The 19,076-nt window shown below is 64.0% G+C and carries 18 protein-coding genes; 9 read left to right on the top strand and 9 right to left on the bottom strand.

Annotated features, from left to right (window positions below; translation table 11 throughout):
• The first annotated feature begins 67 nt into the window (after positions 1-67).
• Complete coding sequence (locus LMTR3_RS01150) at positions 68-1,483, top strand: aldehyde dehydrogenase family protein (RefSeq protein WP_065743248.1); 1,416 nt, start codon at positions 68-70, stop codon at positions 1,481-1,483.
• A gap of 5 nt (positions 1,484-1,488) precedes the next feature.
• On the opposite strand, the gene LMTR3_RS01155 is transcribed toward LMTR3_RS01150, so the two are convergent.
• A complete protein-coding gene (locus LMTR3_RS01155; protein WP_065743349.1) occupies positions 1,489-2,418 on the bottom strand; it encodes a GlxA family transcriptional regulator in 930 nt (309 codons plus the stop codon).
• Positions 2,419-2,518: 100 nt separating this feature from the next.
• Between LMTR3_RS01155 and LMTR3_RS01160 the strand changes: the two genes are divergently transcribed.
• Positions 2,519-3,358 (top strand): dienelactone hydrolase family protein, encoded by an 840-nt coding sequence (locus tag LMTR3_RS01160; RefSeq protein WP_065743249.1) that lies wholly within the window; start codon positions 2,519-2,521, stop codon positions 3,356-3,358.
• 31 nt (positions 3,359-3,389) lie between these two features.
• Here LMTR3_RS01160 and LMTR3_RS01165 read toward each other — a convergent pair whose 3' ends face one another.
• From LMTR3_RS01165 to LMTR3_RS01195, 7 genes are read right to left on the bottom strand one after another with little or no spacing between them, the layout of a single operon-like run.
• A complete protein-coding gene (locus LMTR3_RS01165) occupies positions 3,390-3,917 on the bottom strand; it encodes a MarR family winged helix-turn-helix transcriptional regulator (protein WP_084029324.1) in 528 nt (175 codons plus the stop codon).
• 20 nt (positions 3,918-3,937) lie between these two features.
• Positions 3,938-4,666, bottom strand: coding sequence for an SDR family NAD(P)-dependent oxidoreductase (locus tag LMTR3_RS01170; protein ID WP_502686589.1), 729 nt, complete (start codon positions 4,664-4,666; stop codon positions 3,938-3,940).
• Positions 4,667-4,678: 12 nt separating this feature from the next.
• Positions 4,679-5,191, bottom strand: a complete 513-nt coding sequence (locus LMTR3_RS01175; protein ID WP_245319683.1) for an aromatic-ring-hydroxylating dioxygenase subunit beta — start codon at positions 5,189-5,191, stop codon at positions 4,679-4,681.
• 1 nt (position 5,192) lies between these two features.
• Complete coding sequence (locus LMTR3_RS01180) at positions 5,193-6,506, bottom strand: aromatic ring-hydroxylating dioxygenase subunit alpha (RefSeq protein ID WP_065743352.1); 1,314 nt, start codon at positions 6,504-6,506, stop codon at positions 5,193-5,195.
• Between the two features lie 11 nt (positions 6,507-6,517).
• Complete coding sequence (locus LMTR3_RS01185; RefSeq protein WP_065743251.1) at positions 6,518-7,480, bottom strand: PDR/VanB family oxidoreductase; 963 nt, start codon at positions 7,478-7,480, stop codon at positions 6,518-6,520.
• A gap of 2 nt (positions 7,481-7,482) precedes the next feature.
• Positions 7,483-9,027, bottom strand: a complete 1,545-nt coding sequence (locus LMTR3_RS01190) for an indolepyruvate oxidoreductase subunit beta family protein (protein ID WP_065743252.1) — start codon at positions 9,025-9,027, stop codon at positions 7,483-7,485.
• Entirely contained in the window at positions 9,024-11,186 is a 2,163-nt protein-coding gene (locus LMTR3_RS01195) for a thiamine pyrophosphate-dependent enzyme (RefSeq protein ID WP_065743353.1), read from the bottom strand. The genes LMTR3_RS01190 and LMTR3_RS01195 overlap by 4 nt, the downstream gene beginning before the upstream one ends.
• A 281-nt stretch (positions 11,187-11,467) precedes the next feature.
• Between LMTR3_RS01195 and LMTR3_RS01200 the strand changes: the two genes are divergently transcribed.
• The 7 genes from LMTR3_RS01200 to LMTR3_RS01230 all read left to right on the top strand — a co-directional run bounded on the left by LMTR3_RS01200 (position 11,468) and on the right by LMTR3_RS01230 (position 18,039).
• Positions 11,468-12,643 carry an acyl-CoA dehydrogenase family protein gene (locus LMTR3_RS01200; protein ID WP_065743253.1) on the top strand — a complete coding sequence of 392 codons (1,176 nt, stop codon included), beginning with the start codon at positions 11,468-11,470 and terminating at the stop codon, positions 12,641-12,643.
• A 41-nt stretch (positions 12,644-12,684) separates the two neighbouring features.
• Positions 12,685-13,080: a RidA family protein gene (locus tag LMTR3_RS01205; protein WP_065743254.1), complete on the top strand. Its 396-nt coding sequence runs from the start codon at positions 12,685-12,687 to the stop codon at positions 13,078-13,080.
• A gap of 51 nt (positions 13,081-13,131) precedes the next feature.
• Entirely contained in the window at positions 13,132-14,259 is a 1,128-nt protein-coding gene (locus tag LMTR3_RS01210) for a cupin domain-containing protein (RefSeq protein WP_065743255.1), read from the top strand.
• 104 nt (positions 14,260-14,363) lie between these two features.
• On the top strand, positions 14,364-15,275 hold the full coding sequence (locus tag LMTR3_RS01215; RefSeq protein ID WP_065743256.1) for a fumarylacetoacetate hydrolase family protein: 912 nt from the start codon (positions 14,364-14,366) through the stop codon (positions 15,273-15,275).
• 9 nt (positions 15,276-15,284) lie between these two features.
• Entirely contained in the window at positions 15,285-15,932 is a 648-nt protein-coding gene (locus LMTR3_RS01220) for a flavin reductase family protein (RefSeq protein ID WP_065743257.1), read from the top strand.
• Between the two features lie 41 nt (positions 15,933-15,973).
• Complete coding sequence (locus LMTR3_RS01225; RefSeq protein WP_065743258.1) at positions 15,974-17,065, top strand: NAD/NADP-dependent octopine/nopaline dehydrogenase family protein; 1,092 nt, start codon at positions 15,974-15,976, stop codon at positions 17,063-17,065.
• Positions 17,062-18,039, top strand: coding sequence for a 3-hydroxybutyryl-CoA dehydrogenase (locus LMTR3_RS01230; protein WP_084029326.1), 978 nt, complete (start codon positions 17,062-17,064; stop codon positions 18,037-18,039). Before LMTR3_RS01225 ends, LMTR3_RS01230 begins: the two co-directional genes overlap by 4 nt.
• Before the next feature lie 328 nt (positions 18,040-18,367).
• Here LMTR3_RS01230 and LMTR3_RS01235 read toward each other — a convergent pair whose 3' ends face one another.
• The gene (locus LMTR3_RS01235; RefSeq protein ID WP_084029328.1) at positions 18,368-19,072 is read right to left on the bottom strand and encodes an ABC transporter ATP-binding protein; all 705 of its coding nucleotides are present in this window, start codon (positions 19,070-19,072) and stop codon (positions 18,368-18,370) included.
• Positions 19,073-19,076: the final 4 nt, after the last annotated feature.

The raw sequence follows: 19,076 nt of genomic DNA on the forward strand, positions 1-19,076 counted from the left end.
GTGGATGAGGGCAGGCACCTCTGACGGAACAACTCCACCGCTGCGCGGACATCATGAAAAGAGAACAATGGAAAAACTGAAATTCTATATCGACGGCGCCTGGGTGGATCCGGCCGCGCCGTCAACGCTTGGAATCGTCAATCCTGCGACGGAGGAGATCTTCGCGCAGATCAGCCTGGGCTCCCCTCCGGATGTGGATCGGGCCGCCAGGGCAGCCCGCCGCGCGTTCGCGACCTATTCCGAAACCAGCGTCGAAGAACGCCTGTCCTGGCTCCAGAAGATCATCGAGGGTTTTAGAGCGCGCCTGCCGGAACTGGCGCGGATGATGACCCTCGAAATGGGCGCGCCCATCACGTTTGCGACGGAGCGTCAGGCGACCGTCGCGCTGTTTCATTTCGAGGAAGCCGCGCGCGTGCTTGCGAACTACAAGTTCGAGGAGCGGATGGGGAACGGGATCATCCGCCGCGAACCGATCGGCGTCTGTGGATTGATCACGCCGTGGAATTGGCCGCTGAACCAGGTGGCCTCCAAGGTCGCGCCGGCACTCGCAACCGGCTGCACGGTCGTCCTGAAACCCAGCGAGATCGCGCCGCTCAGCGCGATGCTGTTCGCCGAGATCGTCGACGCCGCCGGTGTGCCGGCGGGCGTCTTCAATCTCGTCAACGGCGACGGTCCCATGGTGGGCGAGGCGATCGCCGCCCATCCCGAGATCGACATGGTGTCGTTCACCGGATCCACGGCGGCTGGCGTAAGGGTGGCCAAGCTTGCGGCGAATACGGTCAAGCGCGTCGCACAGGAACTGGGCGGCAAGTCCGCCAACATCATCCTTGCCGATGCCGATCTGAAAGCGGCTGTGATCCAGGGCGTTCACGCCTGTTACACCAATGCCGGCCAGAACTGCCAATCTCCCACGCGCATGCTGATTCCGCGCACGAAGCGGGATGCGGCATTCGAGGCGGCGCGCGAGGCGGTCGACAGTATTCGCCTGGGAGACCCACTCGATCCGGCTTCCACGATGGGGCCGCTGGTCAGCCAGGCACAGTTTCAGAAAGTTCAGGATCTTATTCAGTGCGGCATTGACGAGGGTGCGACGCTGGTCGCCGGCGGTCCGGGTCGGCCTGCCGAAACCAACCGCGGATACTATGTTCGTCCGACCGTGTTCGGCGACGTGACGCCGCAGATGAAGATTGCGCGTGAGGAGATCTTCGGCCCGGTGCTGTCGATCATGAGTTATGATAGCGAGGAGGAGGCGATCGAAATCGCCAATGACACACCGTTCGGCTTGGCGGGTTTCGTGCAATCCAGGGATCCTGACCGCGCTCGCACCGTCGCCAACCGCATCCGCGCAGGGCGCGTCTACCTCAACGGTGCCCCGTTCGACCGCAGCCTGCCGTTTGGCGGCTACAAGCAGTCCGGCAATGGGCGCGAATTCGGGGTGTTCGGATTTGAGGAATATCTGGAGGTGAAGGCGATCATCGGCTGATGCAGTCAGGTGGCAGGGCGAAAATGCCCGGGCGGATGTTTGGTATCGCGCCGGATCAGCCGGCGCAGTGTGGAAGGCTCCGCATATCCCACCCGCCGCGCGATCTCGTCGACGGAAAGGCGAGTGGTTTCCAGCAGGAAGCGCGCGGTCTCCAGCCTGATCCGCTGCACGAATTGAATCGGTGAGACGCCGCAGGTCGCTGCCATGCGCCGGGCAAATGTCCGCGGCGCCAGCGCGACGGCTGCGGCGAGTTCTTCAATCGCAAAATCGCGCGCGATGTTATGGCGGACCCACTGCTCGGCCTTGGCGATCCGTTCATCCTGTCCCGCCAGATAGGTGATGGCCATGAACGGCGCTTGCGAACGCCGCTCCTCCAGCAGGAGATAGTTGGCGCAGGCCTGTGCCAGGCCTGGTCCGGCAAACCGGCTGACGATCGCGAGCATCAGGTCCATCTGCGCCATGGCCGCGCCGCCGGTTGCGACCGGCCAATCGGCGACCACAATCTGCTCCGGCACCAGTTTGACGGCGGGGTAGCGCTGCCGGAACAGCGGCGCGAACCACCACGTCGTGGTCGCGCGGCGGCCATCGAGCAGGCCCGCCTCTGCCAGCACGAAGGTGCTCGCGCAGGACGCGGCGAGCGCCGCACCGCGGCCGAACGCGTGGGCCACCATGTCGCCGGCGCGCCGGCAGGCTGAACCCTTCAGCTTGCGAACGAGCTCGTCCGCCGTCGGGGTACCAAGACCCGGGACAATGACGAGTTCTATGCCACGCAGATCGACATCGCTGCGGCGTGATCCGCAACGCACCGTCGTCGCCTTGAATGGCGGAGCGCGCGTCGCGGCGCTGATCCGGTTGGCGGTCGCCAACACGTCGTGGGTGATCGCCGCGCTCGAAGCCATGCATCCCTCGATCTCGATAACCGCGACTTTGGTCATGTCAAGAAATGCCCGATAAATGTCATTTTTGACACTAGCGCGCTGCTCGCGAAATCGCAACGATATCAGCGAATATGCCATCCCCCGAAGAATTGCGCCGATGCCGAAACGGTCCATGAAGCAGGATGATCCGCTCGAGGATTTCACGCGCCGCGATATCACGCTCGACGGCGTCGCCAAGAGTGTCTACGTCGCCGGCGCCGGCCCTGCCGTCATCGTGATGACGGAGATGCCGGGGATCAGCCCGCATGTCGCGCGGTTTGCCCGCTGGGTCCGCGACGCCGGCTTCACCGTCTACATGCCGTCACTGTTCGGCCGCGACGGCGCAGTCCCAGGCGCGGAGGAGGGCGCTGCTGTTTTTCAGCGCGCCTGCGTCAGCGCCGAATTCCGTGTCCTCGCCTCAAACGAGTCCAGTCCGGTGACCAGGTGGCTTCGTTCGCTGGCGCGGCTGGCGCATGGCGAGTGCGGCGGTCCCGGCGTCGGCGCTATTGGGATGTGCTTTACAGGAAACTTCGCGCTGACCATGATGCTCGAACCGTCGATGCTGGCGCCGGTGCTTTCGCAGCCGTCGCTGCCGCTGAACGATCCGGCCGGCATCGAAATCGCTTCGGACGAAGTCAGGGCCGTCCGCGAGCGGCTCGAGCGGGAAGATCTGACGGTGCTGGCCTATCGCTTCGAAGGCGACAAGTTCTGCATGGCGCAACGCTTCGCGGCCTATGCGGAGGCGCTCGGTGACCGTTTCATCGGGCGGGTGCTGCCGGACAGCGCGGCCAGTACCGATCTTGCGCCGTTCTTCGAGCGGCATGTCACGACCCCGCACAGCGTCGTCACCGCGCACCTGATCGACGAGGCCGGCCAGCCGACGATCGCCGCCCGCGACGAGATCCTGGCGTTCTTCAAGCAGAGGCTCGCGCCTTCGCGAAGCGGTCGCGGCTCATAGCCGCTTGCCGCGGCGCGATCCGGCATTCGCGTCAGGTGTGCTTGTCGAGGCGTCGCTTGAGCAGGGTCAAATGTTGCAGCAGGTCCGACTGCGCAACTGGCGACAGCTCGCCGATCAGGGCGATCACCCATTCCTCATGCCGGCGTGCCATCCGGCCGAATTCCTTTGCGCCTTCCTGTGACAGACGCAGGCGGAAGGTGCGGCGATCTTCGGAATCGACTTCCCGATGGATAAAGCCGTCGGCTTCCAGCTTCTGCACGAGCGCGGTGATGGCGCCGTTCGAAACCATCAGGAGTTCAGAAACTTCGGACATGGTCGCGCCTGCCGGTTTGCGCGCGAGCTGCGCCAAAAGGTCGAAGCGGGCCAGCGTGGTGTTGAACTCCTTGCGCAGCCGTGCGTTCAGCGCCTTCTCGATCCTTGTGGCGCAGGAAAGCAGCCGCAGCCAGATGCGCAGTTCGAGATGTGCGCCGTCGGATTCGTGCGAAGGCTCGGCCGGGTGCAGCGTGTGCATGCGCGCGCCCTTGGGAGATCGAGCCTTTCGTTTGACCGTCGCGTCCATGGCTAGAATCTCACCCCAGGCTAGATGGAAATCGACCCGATGCTGGCTCCGCCGCAGACGTAAAGCGTCTGCCCGGTGATGAAGTCGGCATCCGGTGAACTGAAGAAACTGACCGCGCGAGCGACGTCGGTGGATCTGCCGAGACGGCCGAGCGGAATCGACTGTGCCAGCTTCTTGGCCCGTTCGGATTCCGGAGACATCACGCTCTCGAACATCTCGGTATCGCCGATCGGGCCCGGCGCGACGACATTGACGGTGATCCCGAACGGGGCAAGCTCGAGCGCCCAGGTCCGTGCCATGCCGATGATGCCGGCCTTGGTGGCCGAATAGACCGTGCGTGTGGCGGCGCCGAGCGCGGCGCGGGAGGATAGTAGCACGATGCGCCCAAAGCGCGCCTGCTTCATATTCGGTAGCGCCGCTTGCGCCAGCGCTATCCCGGCGCCGAAATGAAGCTGCGCCAAGGCGCCGACGTCCTCGTCGTCAACCTCTTCCAGAGGCTTAGGCCGAATAGCGCCGGCATTGTGCACGACATGGGTGATCGCAAAACTTGCGGCGATTTCCGTCGCCGCCTGGCGCGTTGCCGTTGCATCGAGCAGGTCGACCTCGCGCGAGGAGAGCTTTGGATGGCTCCAGTCCGGCTTGCGCCGCGACAGCGAGATCACGTCATACCCTTCCGCAAGAAGGCCGCGCGCGATCGCAGCGCCAATGCCGGTATTACCGCCGCTTACGATCGCCGTGTGGTGGACCACGTTCATCCTCCCTCACATGAAGAGCTGGATGTTGCCGAAGGCAGCATCGCAATTGATCAGGTCGACACGCTTGAGCTTGATCTTCAGCCTGCCGTTCTCGACGCTGAGATGATGCGTGGCCCAGGCCGCATAGAGCGTCTGCTCGTCCATGCGGGTCTCGATGTAATGCATCGGGGTCCAGGTGACATAGTTGTTGGCGGCAGGATCGCGCGAATCCACCTGCGGCGTCTGCAGCACGTGATGGCAGCGGCTTTTCGGCTTCTGGCTGAACGTCCGCACGCCCTTGAGCCGTTCGACCCGGATCGAGAGCAACAGCTTGTCCTCATACATCAGCGAGCATGTCAGCCGCGGATCGGTCTGGTTCCATTCCAGCGGCATCCAGTAGAAAGCATCGTCGGCGTAGAGATCGAGCCATTCGTCGAAACGCTGCTGATCGATCAGCCGCGTTTCGCGAACCACGAAATCGATCAATTCCTGATCGGTGGGAACCGCATGTTTCAGTTGAGCCTCAGCGACCATGCTCATGTTACATCCCCATCGTCATGAACTTGGCCCACGCACGGAACTGATGACGCATCGGCCATTCGCTGGTGCCGTTGACCGCTACGTTGGTCTGCCCGGCTTCGTCGGGGCTGTAGAGGCGCTGGAGGTTCACCCACTCATTGCCGTTCGAGTGCAGGCCCTCCTGGGCGCGTTCATACATTTCGAGATCGTCATGGCCGACGATCGAGGTCGGCGCGTTGATCAGCCGGTTGTACATCAGCGTGCGCTCGAGCAGCATGTCGGGCGCATCGACGAGCTGGAACGTCCAGGATTCGACCAGCGTCTTGTTGGCCGCGATCGGCTTGAAGTGCCGCAATAACTGGATCGGCCCCTTGATCATGATGTTGGGGAAATAGACCGTGTTGTGCCGGTTCTCGCCGAGGATCGCCTTGGCGCGTTCTTCGCCATAGGCGGCTTTCATCTTGTCGAAATAGCCGGGCACTGCCGAATAGTCGGAATGGATCGAGTGGTGCACGCCGGTGTGGCCGTGGCCGTTGTCCCAGATCCGGATGCCCATGTTCTCGAAGAACTCGTACGGGCTCATGAAGGGGGCGATGATCTCGACCGCCATCGGCTTCTGGGTGCCGGGCGGCGCTTTCTTCCAGACCTCGACCACCGTCCCGGCGGAAGACTCATGCGCAACCATCGGATGGCAGGTGTCGGTCTGGTTTTCCACCAGCATCTTCCAATTGCAATTGTGCATATAGCGCAGCACGCCGCCGGCGACCTTGAGCTGACCGACCGGGGAGCGGTCGATCATGTTGTCGAAGCTCGACAGGCTTTCACCGAAGAACTCCTCGAAATCGAGGCCGCCGTCATTGATCTTGGCGAACACGAAGCCGCGGTAGTTGCGGACATGGCGCACTGGCGCCATGCCGCTCGCCGCATGGCTCTGTTCGAAGCCGGTATTCTCGTAGCCCTTCTTAAGGGGAATCGCGAGCAGCGAACCGTCGGTCCTGAAGCTCCAGGCATGGTAGGGGCAGCGGAAGAACTTTCCGGCATTGCCGCAGGTCTCCGACGTGATGCGCGTGCCCTTGTGCGGGCAGCGGTTGTGCAGCACCTTTACCGTCCCGTCAGTGTGGCGGACCAGCAGGATCGGCTGCGTGCCGATCGTGGTGCCGAAATAATCGCCGGGATTGGGGACCTGGCTGTCGTGGCCGACATAGACCCAGCTATTCGGGAACATATGCTCCATCTCGAGCTGGAACACTTCTTCGCTGACATAGACGTCGCGGTGAACCTCCTGGTCGCGGACCAGGTCGCGAATTGCCGCGACATTGCCGGCGTATCGGGGCATGCGTTCCTCCATCACAGGTCGAGCACGAGTCGCTTGGTTTTTGCGCGCGAGACACAGATCTGCATCACCTTGTTCGACGCCTTCTCGCTGTCGCTCAAGATGTAGTCGCGATGATCGGGAATGCCTGAGATCACCGTGGTCTGGCAGATGCCGCAATCGCCGCGTTTGCAGTCATGCATTGGGTCGTCGCCGGCCTCGATCAGCACGTCGAGGATGGTCTTGCCGGCGGGAATCTCATAGACGCGTCCGCTGCTTTTGAGTTCGACCTCGAAGGCGGAATCCCCGGACTTCTCTTCCGGCGCGGAGAAGATTTCGAAATGCAGCCGCCCTTGCGGCCAGTTCAGCCGCTTCGCCAGCGCGATGGCTGCTTCGATCATCGGCAGCGGTCCGCAGAGATAGAGCGGCACGTCAGGCGCGAGCCGGCTCATCAAGCCCTCAAGGTCGAAGAAGCGACCGGCTTCGTCGTCGGCGTGAATGGTCGCGCTGGCGCTAGCCAGCCGCTCGATGTCGCCGAGAAAGGCGAGTTCGCCACGGCTGCGGCCCGCATAATAGAACGAGAACGGCCGCTTCGCCGCGTTCAATTCGCAGGCCATCGTGAGCAGCGGCGTCACGCCGATGCCGCCCGCGACAAGCGCGACTTCACCCGCGCCGGCTCGAAGCGGAAAATTGTTCGCCGGCGGCGAGATCGTCAGGCGATCGCCGGTCTTGAGGCCGTGCATAAAGCTGGAGCCGCCGTGGCTCTTGCTTTCCTGCAGCACGGCGATGCGATAGGCGGTCGGATGTTCGGCCGCGCGCGGCGAGACCGTCTCGATCAGCGAATAGGAGCGACGGCCGACGTCAGGCAGGTGGACATCGATATGGGCGCCGGCAGACCAGCCCGGCATCGGCGCACCGTTGACGCGCGTCAGCACGAATTCGCGGATGCGCGACGTAAGCGCCTCGGCCTTCGACACCACGACTTCGAATTGATCCATCCTCAGGCGTCCTCGAACAGTGTCTCGACGGTGCGCAACGCGCCGTCGAGTTCGGCGCCATCGGCGTCCTTCAGCGCCACCTTGGTCAGCCGCTGCACCCATTCGGCGGCATCGGGCCGGCTCGCCAGACGCTCGGACGCAAGCATGACCTTGTCGAACTTCGATTCACCGCGCGAATGGGTGTCCGAATAGCCGCCGACGAGACGGCGGGCCTCACATACGGCGGTCGCGAGCGCCGGGTCGCTGCCGGCGAATTTCCGGACGCGTTGCGCCCACTCGTCGAGATGGCGCATCTCGCGGGCATGCCGCAGCGTGCGCCGGCGGAAGCGCCGCAGTCCGGCCACGCCGTACAGCAGCAGGAACGCAGACGGTGAGGTCGTGCGCAGTTTACGTCCACGATCGATCAGCCGGGCAAGCCGCTCGTTGCGCTCGACCTTTTCGCCGAGAACTGGCGGCAGGAGCCCCGCCATTTCCTCGATCCGCGGATGGAAGAACTCAGTGATCGCGACAACCTGGTCGTCGCCGGCGCGGACCTCGCGGCGGACCCGGTCGAACCGCCCCGCGCGTGTCTTGAGATCCGCCACGCGAATCACGTCGTCATAGGCCATTGCGACCGCGAGATACTTTGCAAATGCCTGCAGCAGGCCGGTCGCCTCGCGCGGCATCGCTTCGAGCCGGTCGAGATATTCACTGCCGTATGCGACGTCCTGATAATCTACCACGCGCTGCAAGCCGGCCGCGACGATGCCGTGCACCTCCGGCGGCAACTGCTGCGCTCGCGCGACCAGCGCGTCATAGCCGGCGTGACCGATCGGTTCGAGGCGCGGAAAATGTCTTGCGAGCGGCGGCTTCGCCACAGGCTTGATCTGGGGATCCTGCTTGACCATGGCCACGGCCCGTTCGCGGCCGGCGGCGAAGGCGCGCAGGCTGGCATCGACACCGACCCCCGCGGCCCGGATCGTGGCTTCAAAATCCTCGGTGGCAAAGGGCAGAGCGCCGGAGCCCGCGAGCGCGCCGAACAACACCGAGGAGACCACGCTGCCGGTGGCGTCGGCGATTTCGGCCATGTCGAACGCGATGAAGCGGTTGGCGGCGACATTCGCCGCCTCGTAAACCTGTGCCGCATCGGCGGTGCCGTCGCCGGGCGCGGTCTTCTCGATCACGGCTAATGAGCGGTGCGAGGAGCCAATCAACAGCGTGCGATCAGGCGAGACCAGCCCGCGCAGGATGGCGCGGCCAGCTTCCATCAGTTCGGCGCCGATCACGATGTCGACCTTGCCCGGCGCGGGCATCAACGACAGCACGGGGTGGCGGTCGGGCTTGCTCGTGTCGGGCGCGATCATCTCGATGTAGTAGATCGTGGCGCCGGTGCGCTGGGCAACGCCGGGCACCGATGTCGATTGCGCGAACCAGCCGCGCCGCTCCGCCAGCGCCACGATCCAGTCGACCAGCACGCCGCCGCCCTGGCCGCCCATCGCGAGCACCGCGACGGTGATCGGGCGGGCCTGACTAAGCACGATGGAGGAGGGCGCGACCGAGACGTTCATGCCGCCTCCTGCTCGAACATGACGCGGCGTCCGGCGCGCCAGCGCTGCAAAGCGCCGATCATTCGTTGCCAGAGGCGGTCGAGCTGCGTTTCGAACGAGGTCGGATTGGAAACGACGTCGGCGCGATAGAACGAGGGACACAAGACAGCCGCGTCCGCGACCTCGCCGCAATGGCCGCAGCCCACGCAACTATTGTCGACGGCGGCGACCGGATTGTCCTTCAGGGGATCTGTGGTCGGCTTCACCGACAGCGAGGGGCAGCCGGACAGGCGGATGCACGCGTGGTCGCCGGAACATACATCCTCATCGACACCGAAGCGCTCGCGCACGATGCGCTCGCCGCGCTTGGCGGCGGCGGCCACCAGCGGTTTCACGCGCCGCTGCTTGTTCAGCATGCACTCCGACGAGGCGACGATGACCTTCGGACCCTTCTCCTCTGTCGTCAGCGCCTCGCGCAGCGTGTCGCGCATGCGGGTCACATCGTAAGTGCGGTCGATCTGGCGTACCCATTTGGCGCCGACGCCCTTCGCCGCCTCGACGATCGGGTGCTTGGTCGAACGCGAACGGTTGTCGGCGCGCGAGGAGGGGATGTCCTGGCCGCCCGTCGCGGCGGAATAGTAATTGTCGACCACGACGATCACGCCGTCGTGCTGGTTGAACACGGCGTTGCCGACGCCGCTGGTCAACCCGTTGTGCCAGAAGCCGCCGTCGCCCATCATCGAGATCGACCGCTTACCTGCAGGCACATTGAAGGCTGAGGCCGAGGCCGGGCCTAGTCCGTAACCCATCGTGGTGGCGCCGATGTTGAACGGGGGCAGGATGGAGAACAAATGGCAGCCGATATCGGCAGCGACGTGGTGCGGGCCGAGCTCCTTTTCCACCAGTTTCATCGCGGAAAAAATCGGCCGCTCCGGACAGCCGGTGCAAAAACCCGGCGGGCGCGGCGGGACCACGTCGGCGAGCACGCGGATTTTCTCATCGACCTCAGTGCGGTCGATGTTCGGTGCGCGCGCGGCATCCGACAAGGCATCCGGCCGCCAGCGGCGGATGAAAGCGCCGATCGCTTCGCCCATGACTTGTGCCGTATATTCGCCGGCCATCGGGAACAGGTCCTTGCCGTGCAGCTTGGCCGGAATGTCGGCATTGCGGAGGATCTTGTGCAGCGCCTGCTCGATGAACTCGGGCTGTCCCTCCTCGACCATCAGCACCGCCTTCTTAGCTCGGCAGAAGTCGATCACCTCGCGGTCGACGATCGGGTAGGTCACGTTCATCACATAGAGCGGCACGCGCGTCTCGCCCCAGATGTCGGCAAGCCCGGCCTCGCGCAGCGCGGTGATGACGCCGTTGTACATGCCGCCCTGCATGATGATGCCGATATCATCGATATCGCCATCGAACGTCTCGTTCATGCCGCGGGCGTGGATGAATTCGACCGCGGCGGGCCAGCGATGCTCGACCTTCTCCTTCTCGTGCAGGAACGAGGCCGGCGGCAGCACGATACGGTTGGTGTCGCGCGACGGCTGGTCCAGCGCGCGGGACAGCGGAAAGGCGGGGCGTATATTGTCGCGGGTGGCGAAGCGGCCATGCACGTGGCAAGCGCGTATCCGTACCTCTAGCATGACAGGCGTATTCGACGCCTCCGACAGCTCGAAGGAATCGTGCACGGCCTTGACGATGGACGCCACGTTGGGCCGCGGATCGACCAGCCAGAGCTGCGACTTCATCGCGAACGCATGCGAACGCTCCTGCATGATGGAGGAGCCTTCGCCGTAATCCTCGCCGATGATGATCAGCGCGCCGCCAGTCACGCCTCCCGAGGAGAGGTTGGCGAGCGCGTCGGACGCGACGTTGATGCCGACCGGCGCCTTGAAGGTGACCGCGCCACGCACCGGATACATCACGGAGGCAGCCAGCGTTGCCGCCGCGGTGGCCTCGCTGGCGCTGGATTCGAAATGCACACCGAGGTCGGAAAGAATGTCCTGCGCGTCCGACAGCACGTCCATCAGGTGCGAGATCGGCGCGCCCTGGTAACCGGCGACATAGCTGACGCCGCATTCCAGCAACGCCTTGGTAATGGCGAGGATGCCTTCGCCGCGAAATTCCTGGCCGGCACCGAGCTTCAGGTCTTCCACCTCGCGCGCGAAAGAGCGTTCTGCCATGTTCGCCTCCAAGGCCCTCGTGCGGAACTTCCGGACGACCGAATATAATTTTAGACATCAAACAAAAATGATGTCAATCGAACCCGCGAGTTCTGAGGCCGCAAAACGCTTCACGCGCATTTGAGCCCAGTTTCTAGCCTGATTCATAGGCTTCATGCACACGCGCCGGGCTTCCGATCGGCGGCCGGTTCGCTTGACATGATATTTTAGCCATGAAACATTATTGAGGGGCGCGTTGCACTTGGCGGGCGCGCGCAAAACGGCCTTTGCGGGAGACTGACATGACTCCGGTTTCGCCATTACGCGGGCCGTCGCGCGAACACCTCGCGTGGCCGTTCTTCGATTCCCGCCACAGCGAATACGCCGCCGCGCTCGACGCATTTGCAGCCGGCCTTGGCGATACGCACGGCCATGACGTCGACGAAACCTGCCGTTCGCTGGTACGCCGGCTTGGCGCCGCCGGATTGCTGGAGGCATCGGTCGCAGGCGATCGGCCCGATGCGGTGATCGACTCGCGGCTGATCTGTCTCGCCCGCGAAACGCTTGCCTGGCACAGCGGGCTAGCCGATTTCGCATTTGCGATGCAGGGGCTTGGAACCGGTGCGGTGGCGATTGCCGGGTCGCCCGAATTGCGCGCGCTGGTGCTGCCGAAGGCGCGGCGTGGCGAGTGGATTGCCGCCTTTGCCTTGTCGGAGAAGGAGGCCGGTTCCGACGTCGCTGCCATGGGCTGCAGCGCCCGCAGCGAAGGCGACCACTACATCCTCGATGGCGAGAAGACCTGGATTTCCAACGGCGGCATTGCCGACGTCTATACGCTGTTTGCGCGAACCGGCGAGGCACCGGGCGCGCGGGGCATTTCGGCCTTCGTGGTGCTGCCGGACGATCCCGGGTTTTCGATTACCGACCGTATCGATGTGATGGCGCCGCATCCACTGGCGACGCTGCGTTTTGATTCTTGCCGGATCCCGGCGGCGCGGCTGTTGGGGTCGCCGGGCGAAGGTTTCAAGATCGCGATGCGCACCCTCGATATCTTCCGCGCATCGGTTGCAGCCGCCGCGTTGGGTTTTGCCCGCCGCGCGCTGGATGAGGCGGTGGCGCATGCACTGTCACGGCGGATGTTCGGTGGCGTGCTGGGCGACCAGCAATTGACGCAGGCAGCCCTCGGCGACATGGCCGCAGGCGTCGATGCCAGCGCGCTTCTAACCTACCGCGCGGCGTGGCGGCGCGACGTGCAGAAAGCTTCCACGACCCGTGAAGCGGCAATGGCCAAAATGGTCGCGACCGAAACCGCGCAAGCGGTGATCGACCGCGCCGTACAAATGTTCGGCGGACGCGGCGTGCGCTCGGGCGAAGTCGTTGAGCAGCTTTATCGCGAGATACGCGCGTTGCGCATCTATGAAGGCGCGACCGAAGTCCAGAAACTCATCATCGGACGTGACGTCCTGAAGGCGGTCTAGCCGAACGGCCGTCCAGTCGCGTCCTGCTACGGGAGTATGAAATGTTCGAGGTCTTGCAACCACCCGGTTGGGCCAAGCCGAGGGGGTACGCGAACGGCATCGCCGCGCGCGGCAGGATGATCTTCGTCGCCGGCCAGATCGGCTGGAACGAGCAATGCAAGTTCGAGTCCGATGATCTGGTGGATCAGATCGGCCAGACCCTGAAGAACGTCGGCGCGGTCTTGCGCGCCGGCGGCGCGGTGCCCGAGCACGTGGTGTCGATGACCTGGTTCCTGCTCGATCGCAAGGAATATTCGGCGCGCCTGAAGGAGATCGGCGTCGTCTATCGCGACGTCATGGGTCGGCACTTTCCGGCCATGACTGCGCTGCAGGTATCGGGACTGGTCGAGGATCGTGCCAAGGTCGAAATCCAGGCGATCGCAATGATGCCTGACTAGATGAATTGACAACGCGACGCCGGAAGCGGCGCCAACTCACAGGAGGGCGACATGGCAACGAAAGCGCGTGAAAACCACCGGGAAGATGTGGCCGGGCGGGCCAATGTCGAGGACACCCCTGAATTGCTCGCCTACTATGACGAGCTCGAACGGCTGGAGGCGGGCGCACTCTGGACGGTCGCGAACAAGATCGAGCCGTGGCAGCCCAAATCGTCCTCCGTCCCGGTGCTGTGGCGCTATGCGGACCTCCGCGCGCACGTGCTGCGCTCCGTCGAACTGGTGTCGCCCGAAAAGGCCGGGCGCCGCGTCATCTATCTGAACAATCCCGGACGCCGCGAGCACGCCGCCGCGGTCGGCTGGCTCTATTCCGGCCTGCAGGTGATGCACCCGGGCGAGGTCGCATCCGCCCACGCCCATTCGGCCTCCGCGCTCCGCTTCATCATGGAGGGCGAGGGCGCCTATACGATCGTCGACGGTCACAAGATGACGCTCGGTGCCAACGACTTTGTGCTGACGCCGAACGGCACCTGGCACGAGCACGGCGTCTCCAGCGACGGCACGCCCTGCATCTGGCAGGACGGCCTCGACATTCCCCTCGTCAACACGCTCGAAGCCAACTTCTATGTGGTTCACCCCGACCTGCAGCAGAGCGTCGGTTATCCCGTCGACGACATGACGCACGCCTGGGGTAATCCCGGCCTGCGCCCGGCGGGCGCGGAATGGTCGAAGGGATATTCGCCGCTATTGAAATATGAGTGGGCCCCGACCTACGAGGCGCTGCAGCGTTACGCCAAAGCGACCGACGGCTCGCCCTATGACGGCGTTCTCATGAACTACGTCAACCCCGTGACCGGCGGCCCGGTAATGCAGACGATCGGCGCATCGATGCAGATGCTGCGGCCGGGCGAGAGCACGCGCGCGCATCGTCACACGGGCAGCTTCATTTATCAGGTCGCCAAGGGGCGCGGTCATTCGATCATCGACGGCAAGCGTTTCGACTGGAAGGAGCGGGATATCTTCTGCGTTCCTTCCTGGGCTTGGCATGAACATGTCAACGCCTCCGCCAGCGAGGACGCCTGCCTCTTCACCTTCAACGACCTGCCGGTCATGCACGCGCTCGGGCTCTATCGCGAGGAAGCTTTTGGCGACAATGGCGGCCGCCAGCCACTCGTATCCTAGAGCTTCGGTTCTGATCAGAACCGAAGCTCTAGACTTCTGTTTGACGCGTTTTCTTCACGCGAACCGGTATCCACTTCGCTTGAAAGCGCTATAGGGGAGCCACAATGCGTCTTGTTACCTATCGCGGCACGGTCGAAGCCGCAGCCCGCCTCGGTGCGGTTGTCGATGATCTGGTCATTGACGTCGAGAAGGCGGGCCAGCATGCCGGTGTTTGCCTTCCGTCGTCGATGCTCGATTTCATCGATTTGGGCCCACCCGCCTTGGCGGCGCTCAAGAAGATACTGAACGAAGGCAGGGACAACTGGCCGGTCGGCGCTGCACTGCCGGTTGCAAACGTCCGGCTGCTGGCGCCGATACCGCGTCCCCGCAAGAACATTTTCGGCATCGGCCTGAATTATGTCGAGCACGTCGCGGAATCCTCGCGAGCCCTCGACACCGCAAAGGATCTGCCGAAGCAGCCCATCATCTTTTCGAAGCCGCCGACCAGCGTCATCGGACCGGACGAGGCCATTCATCACAACAAGGCGATCACGCAGCAACTCGACTGGGAAGTCGAGCTTGCCGTCGTGATGGGACGAACTGCACGGCGCGTGTCGGAAGCTGACGCGCTCGGCTTCGTGTTCGGCTACAGCGTGATGATCGACGTCAGCGCCCGCGACAACCGCCGTGCCGGCCAGTGGATCTACTCCAAAGGGCAGGACACCTACGCGCCATTCGGGCCGTGCATCGTCACGGCGGACGAAATCACCGATCCGCATGCACTCGATCTCTGGCTGACGGTGAACGGCGTCGAGAAGCAGCGGTCCAACACCCGCCACATGCTGTTCAAGGTACCGCTTCTGATCGCCGACATTTCGGCCGCGATGACGCTGGAGCCGGGAGACATCATCGCGACCGGCACGCCCGAGGGCGTCGGCGCCGGCCGCTCTCCGCAGGAATGGCTGTGGCCGGGCGATGTGGTGGAAGCCGAAGTAACGGGCATCGGCCGGTTGCGTCATCCGGTGGTGGCGATCTGAGAGGCCGGCATGATCTTCGACATGGAGACGCTGGAAGCGCAAAACCGCTACAAGATATTGACGGCCACGGTGACGCCGCGGCCGATCGCCTGGATCACCACGCTATCCGCGAGCGGCGTGATCAATGCCGCGCCCTTCAGCTTCTTCAACGTGATGGGGCATGAACCGCCGACCGTCGCGATCGGACTTCTGGCGGGTTCGCAGCGATTCAAGGACACGGCGGCGAATATCCTCGATACCGGAGAATTCGTCGTCAATCTCGTCGCCGAGCGCAACGCCGAGGCCATGAACATCACGTGTATCGACGCGCCGCCCGAGATCGATGAGCTGGCGCTGGCCGGACTGACCCCGGCTGCCTCCCAGGCGGTGCGCCCGCCGCGCATCGCGGAATCGCCGGTGTCATTCGAGTGCCGAGTGCTCACGTCGCTGGTGACAGGACCGCGACAAACGGCCGTGATCGGTCGTATCGTTCGCGCCCATATCGACGACGCCGTGATCCTGGACAAGGAGCGCTGCCACATCGATACGCAGGCGCTGCGCCTGATCGCTCGCATGCACGGCAGCGGCTGGTATGCGCGCTCCACCGACTTGTTCCAGATCGATCGGCCAACCTGGGCGACGTGGCAGCAACAGAACGTCAAGGCGGAACCTGCGTGACAGGATTGCCGATACGCGTGGCGACGAAGCGGAGGACACCTTTGAAGATCGCAGTGTTGGGTGGAGGAAACGGTTCGTTCGCGGCCGCCGGCGACCTCGCGTTGGCCGGTCACGAAATCCGGCTGTGGCGGCGAGATCCCGGAGATGTCGAGGCGCATCGGGCGCAGGGCGGCACGATCACGGTTATCGATCGATCGGGCCGCCGCGAGGCCAGGCTGGCTGTGATTACGTCTTCGATCGCGGAAGCGATCGACGCTGCCGATCTCATCCTTTGTCCGGCGCCGGCTTTTGCGCAAGGCGCGATCGCCGAATTGGCCGCGCCGCATCTGCGCGACGGCCAGGTCGTGTTTTTGCCGCCTGGCACATTCGGCTCCTACATCTTCGCCCGTGCCGCGCGCGATGCGGGCAACCGTGCGGAGGTTGCAACGGCTGAGACCGGAACCTTGCCGTGGCTGGCGCGCAAGCAAGGTCCTTATGCCGTTCGCATCTCGGGCAGGGGTGCTCGATTGCCAATCGGTGTGTTTCCGAAGCGCCTTGCCCAGCACGCGCTTGATGTGATCGAGCGCGCGTTTCCGAACGCCATCGAGCCGTGCGACGATGCGCTCTCGGCGGCGCTGATGAATGCCGGTCCGATCATTCATCCGCCGCTGATCACCATGAACGCCGGCCCGATCGAACATTTCGATAAGTGGGATATTCACAAGGAAGGAACGCAGCCGGCCATACGCCGCGTCACGGACGCCCTCGATGCCGAGCGCATCGCCATTCGCGAGACGCTCGGTTATGGAAAGCCGCATTTTCCCCTGGCCGATCACTATTCGCGCGACGGCGAACCCTGGATGTATGCGCGCGACGCGCACGAGCAGCTCACGGATTCCGGCGATTGGTCCGAACGCCTCATTCTCGTCGAACACCGCTACATGCTGGAGGATTTGCGTCTCGGTCTGTCGTTCCTCGCATCGGTCGCCGGTCTTGCAGGCGTGCACACGCCGCTGGTCAAGGCGTTCCTCGCGATCGGCTCCGCCATCACCGGTGAGGATTTCGCGGTGACGGGCCGGAGCTTGTCCTCGCTCGGCCTCGGCGATCTCGACCGGGCTGCGTTGCAAAATCTTCTGGCCGAGGGCTTCCGATGAAACCGGTTATCGGATGCCTCGGCGCCGGGCGAATGGGGCGTGGGATTGCGGTCGTGTTCGCTTTCGCCGGTCATCAGGTTGTCGTCATCGATTTCAAGGAACGGGATGCGTTGGCCTTCGAGGCGTTGGCAACCGAAGCCAGGGCGGAAATCCGTTCGACGCTCGATATCCTCTCGCGCATCGATCTGCTCCCGCCGGAACTTGTGTCCACGATTGCCGAACGGATCACGGTCGTGTGTCGGGACGAGGCGGCCACGGCGTTGCCGCGCTGCGATGTCGTCTTCGAGGGAATGCCGGAGATCCTTGAGTTGAAGCAGGCGGCGCTGGCCGAGGCCTCGCGGCTGGCGGGCGAGGGTCCGATCATGGCCTCGACGACATCAACGATACTGGTCGACGATCTCGCCGGATCGATCGAACATCCCGGCCGCTTCCTCAACGCGCACTGGCTCAACCCCGCTTACCTCGTGCCGCTGATCGAATTGTCTCCGGGGCGGCTCACCGCGCCGGAGACGACAGCGCGGATGAAGGCGCTGCTCGAAGGCATCGGCAAGGTGCCGGTGGTCTGCGCGGCGCGGCCGGGCTTCATCGTTCCGCGAATCCAGGCGCTGGCGATGAACGAAGCCGCTCGCATGGTCGAGGAAGGCGTCGCCTCGGCGGAAGATATCGACAAGGCCGTCATCTACGGTTTCGGGTTCCGCTTCGCGGTGCTCGGCCTGCTCGAGTTCATCGACTGGGGCGGCGGCGATATCCTGCATCATGCCAGCCGCTATCTGGTCGAAGCGCTCGGCGACAGCCGCTATGCGGCACCGCCCATTATCGAGACCAATATGCGCGAGGGCCGCATTGGTATGAAGACCGGACAGGGATTCATGAATTATGAAGGCGTCGACCAAGCCGCCTATCGCGAGCAGCGCCTCGCCGCTTTTGCCTCGGCGCTGCGGGCGATGGGCCTTGCCCGCGAACCCGTCGCGTAACGCGCGCGCTGCCCTAAATTAGCTAGCTAAAGCATGATGAAATTAGGCTTAACTGCGACCACGAAGAAGGTGCGCTCCCTCTCCCGCGTGCGGGGGAGGGCTGGGGTGGGGTGTCTCCGCGGGCGATACTGCCCGAGTGGAGAGAGCGGCCACCCGGCGCTTCGCGCAGACCTCCCCCGCAAGCGGGAGAGGTAAAGCGCCTCTGCGGCTAAACTCATCTAACCAAAAATCATCATGCTCTAGATCTAGCGTGTTCGGATGACGCGAGGCCCCATTTCTACTTTGCATGGGGTTGTTTTCGCATTTTTTGGTCCCGCTGTTAGTGGCTCTAATGCCCGCCTAGATAGGCTGCGATCAATTTCGGGTCGTGGATCAGAGTGTCCGCAGGCCCCGACTGGATGATCTCGCCGGTTTCCAGCACATAGCCATAGTCCGCGGTCTCCAGTGCGGCGCGGGCGTTCTGCTCGACGAGCAGGACCGACACGCCGAGGCTTCGCAGCGAGGCGATGGTGCGGAAGATTTCCCGGACGATGAGCGGCGCAAGGCCGAGACTCGGTTCGTCGAGCACCAGGAGCTTCGGCTTCGCCATCAGCGCGCGCCCAAGCGCCAGCATTTGCCGCTCGCCGCCCGACAGCGTACCGGCGGCCTGCTTGCTGCGCTCCTTCAGCCGTGGAAAGCGGTCGAACACGTCGTCGAGGCTTTTGCGCGTCGCCGAGCGATCGCGCAGGCTGTAGGTGCCGAGCAACAGATTGTCGGCAACTGACATGTCGGCGAACAGCTCGCGCTTTTCGGGCACGAGGCAGAGACCACGTTCGATGCGGCCCTCGACGTCGATCCGTGCAAGGTCGGCGCCTTGAAAAACCATCCGTCCGGTGGACTTCAGCAGACCGATGGCGGCCATCAGCAGCGTCGTCTTGCCGGCGCCGTTCGGCCCGATCACGGTCACGATCTGCCCTTGCTCGACGGAAAGCGAGACGTTCCGCACCGCCTCCACCTTGCCGTAGGCGACCGACACATTCTCGATCGAGAACATCTGT

Origin of the sequence: Bradyrhizobium sp. LMTR 3 (assembly GCF_001693485.1) — a bacterium.
GTDB lineage: Bacteria > Pseudomonadota > Alphaproteobacteria > Rhizobiales > Xanthobacteraceae > Bradyrhizobium.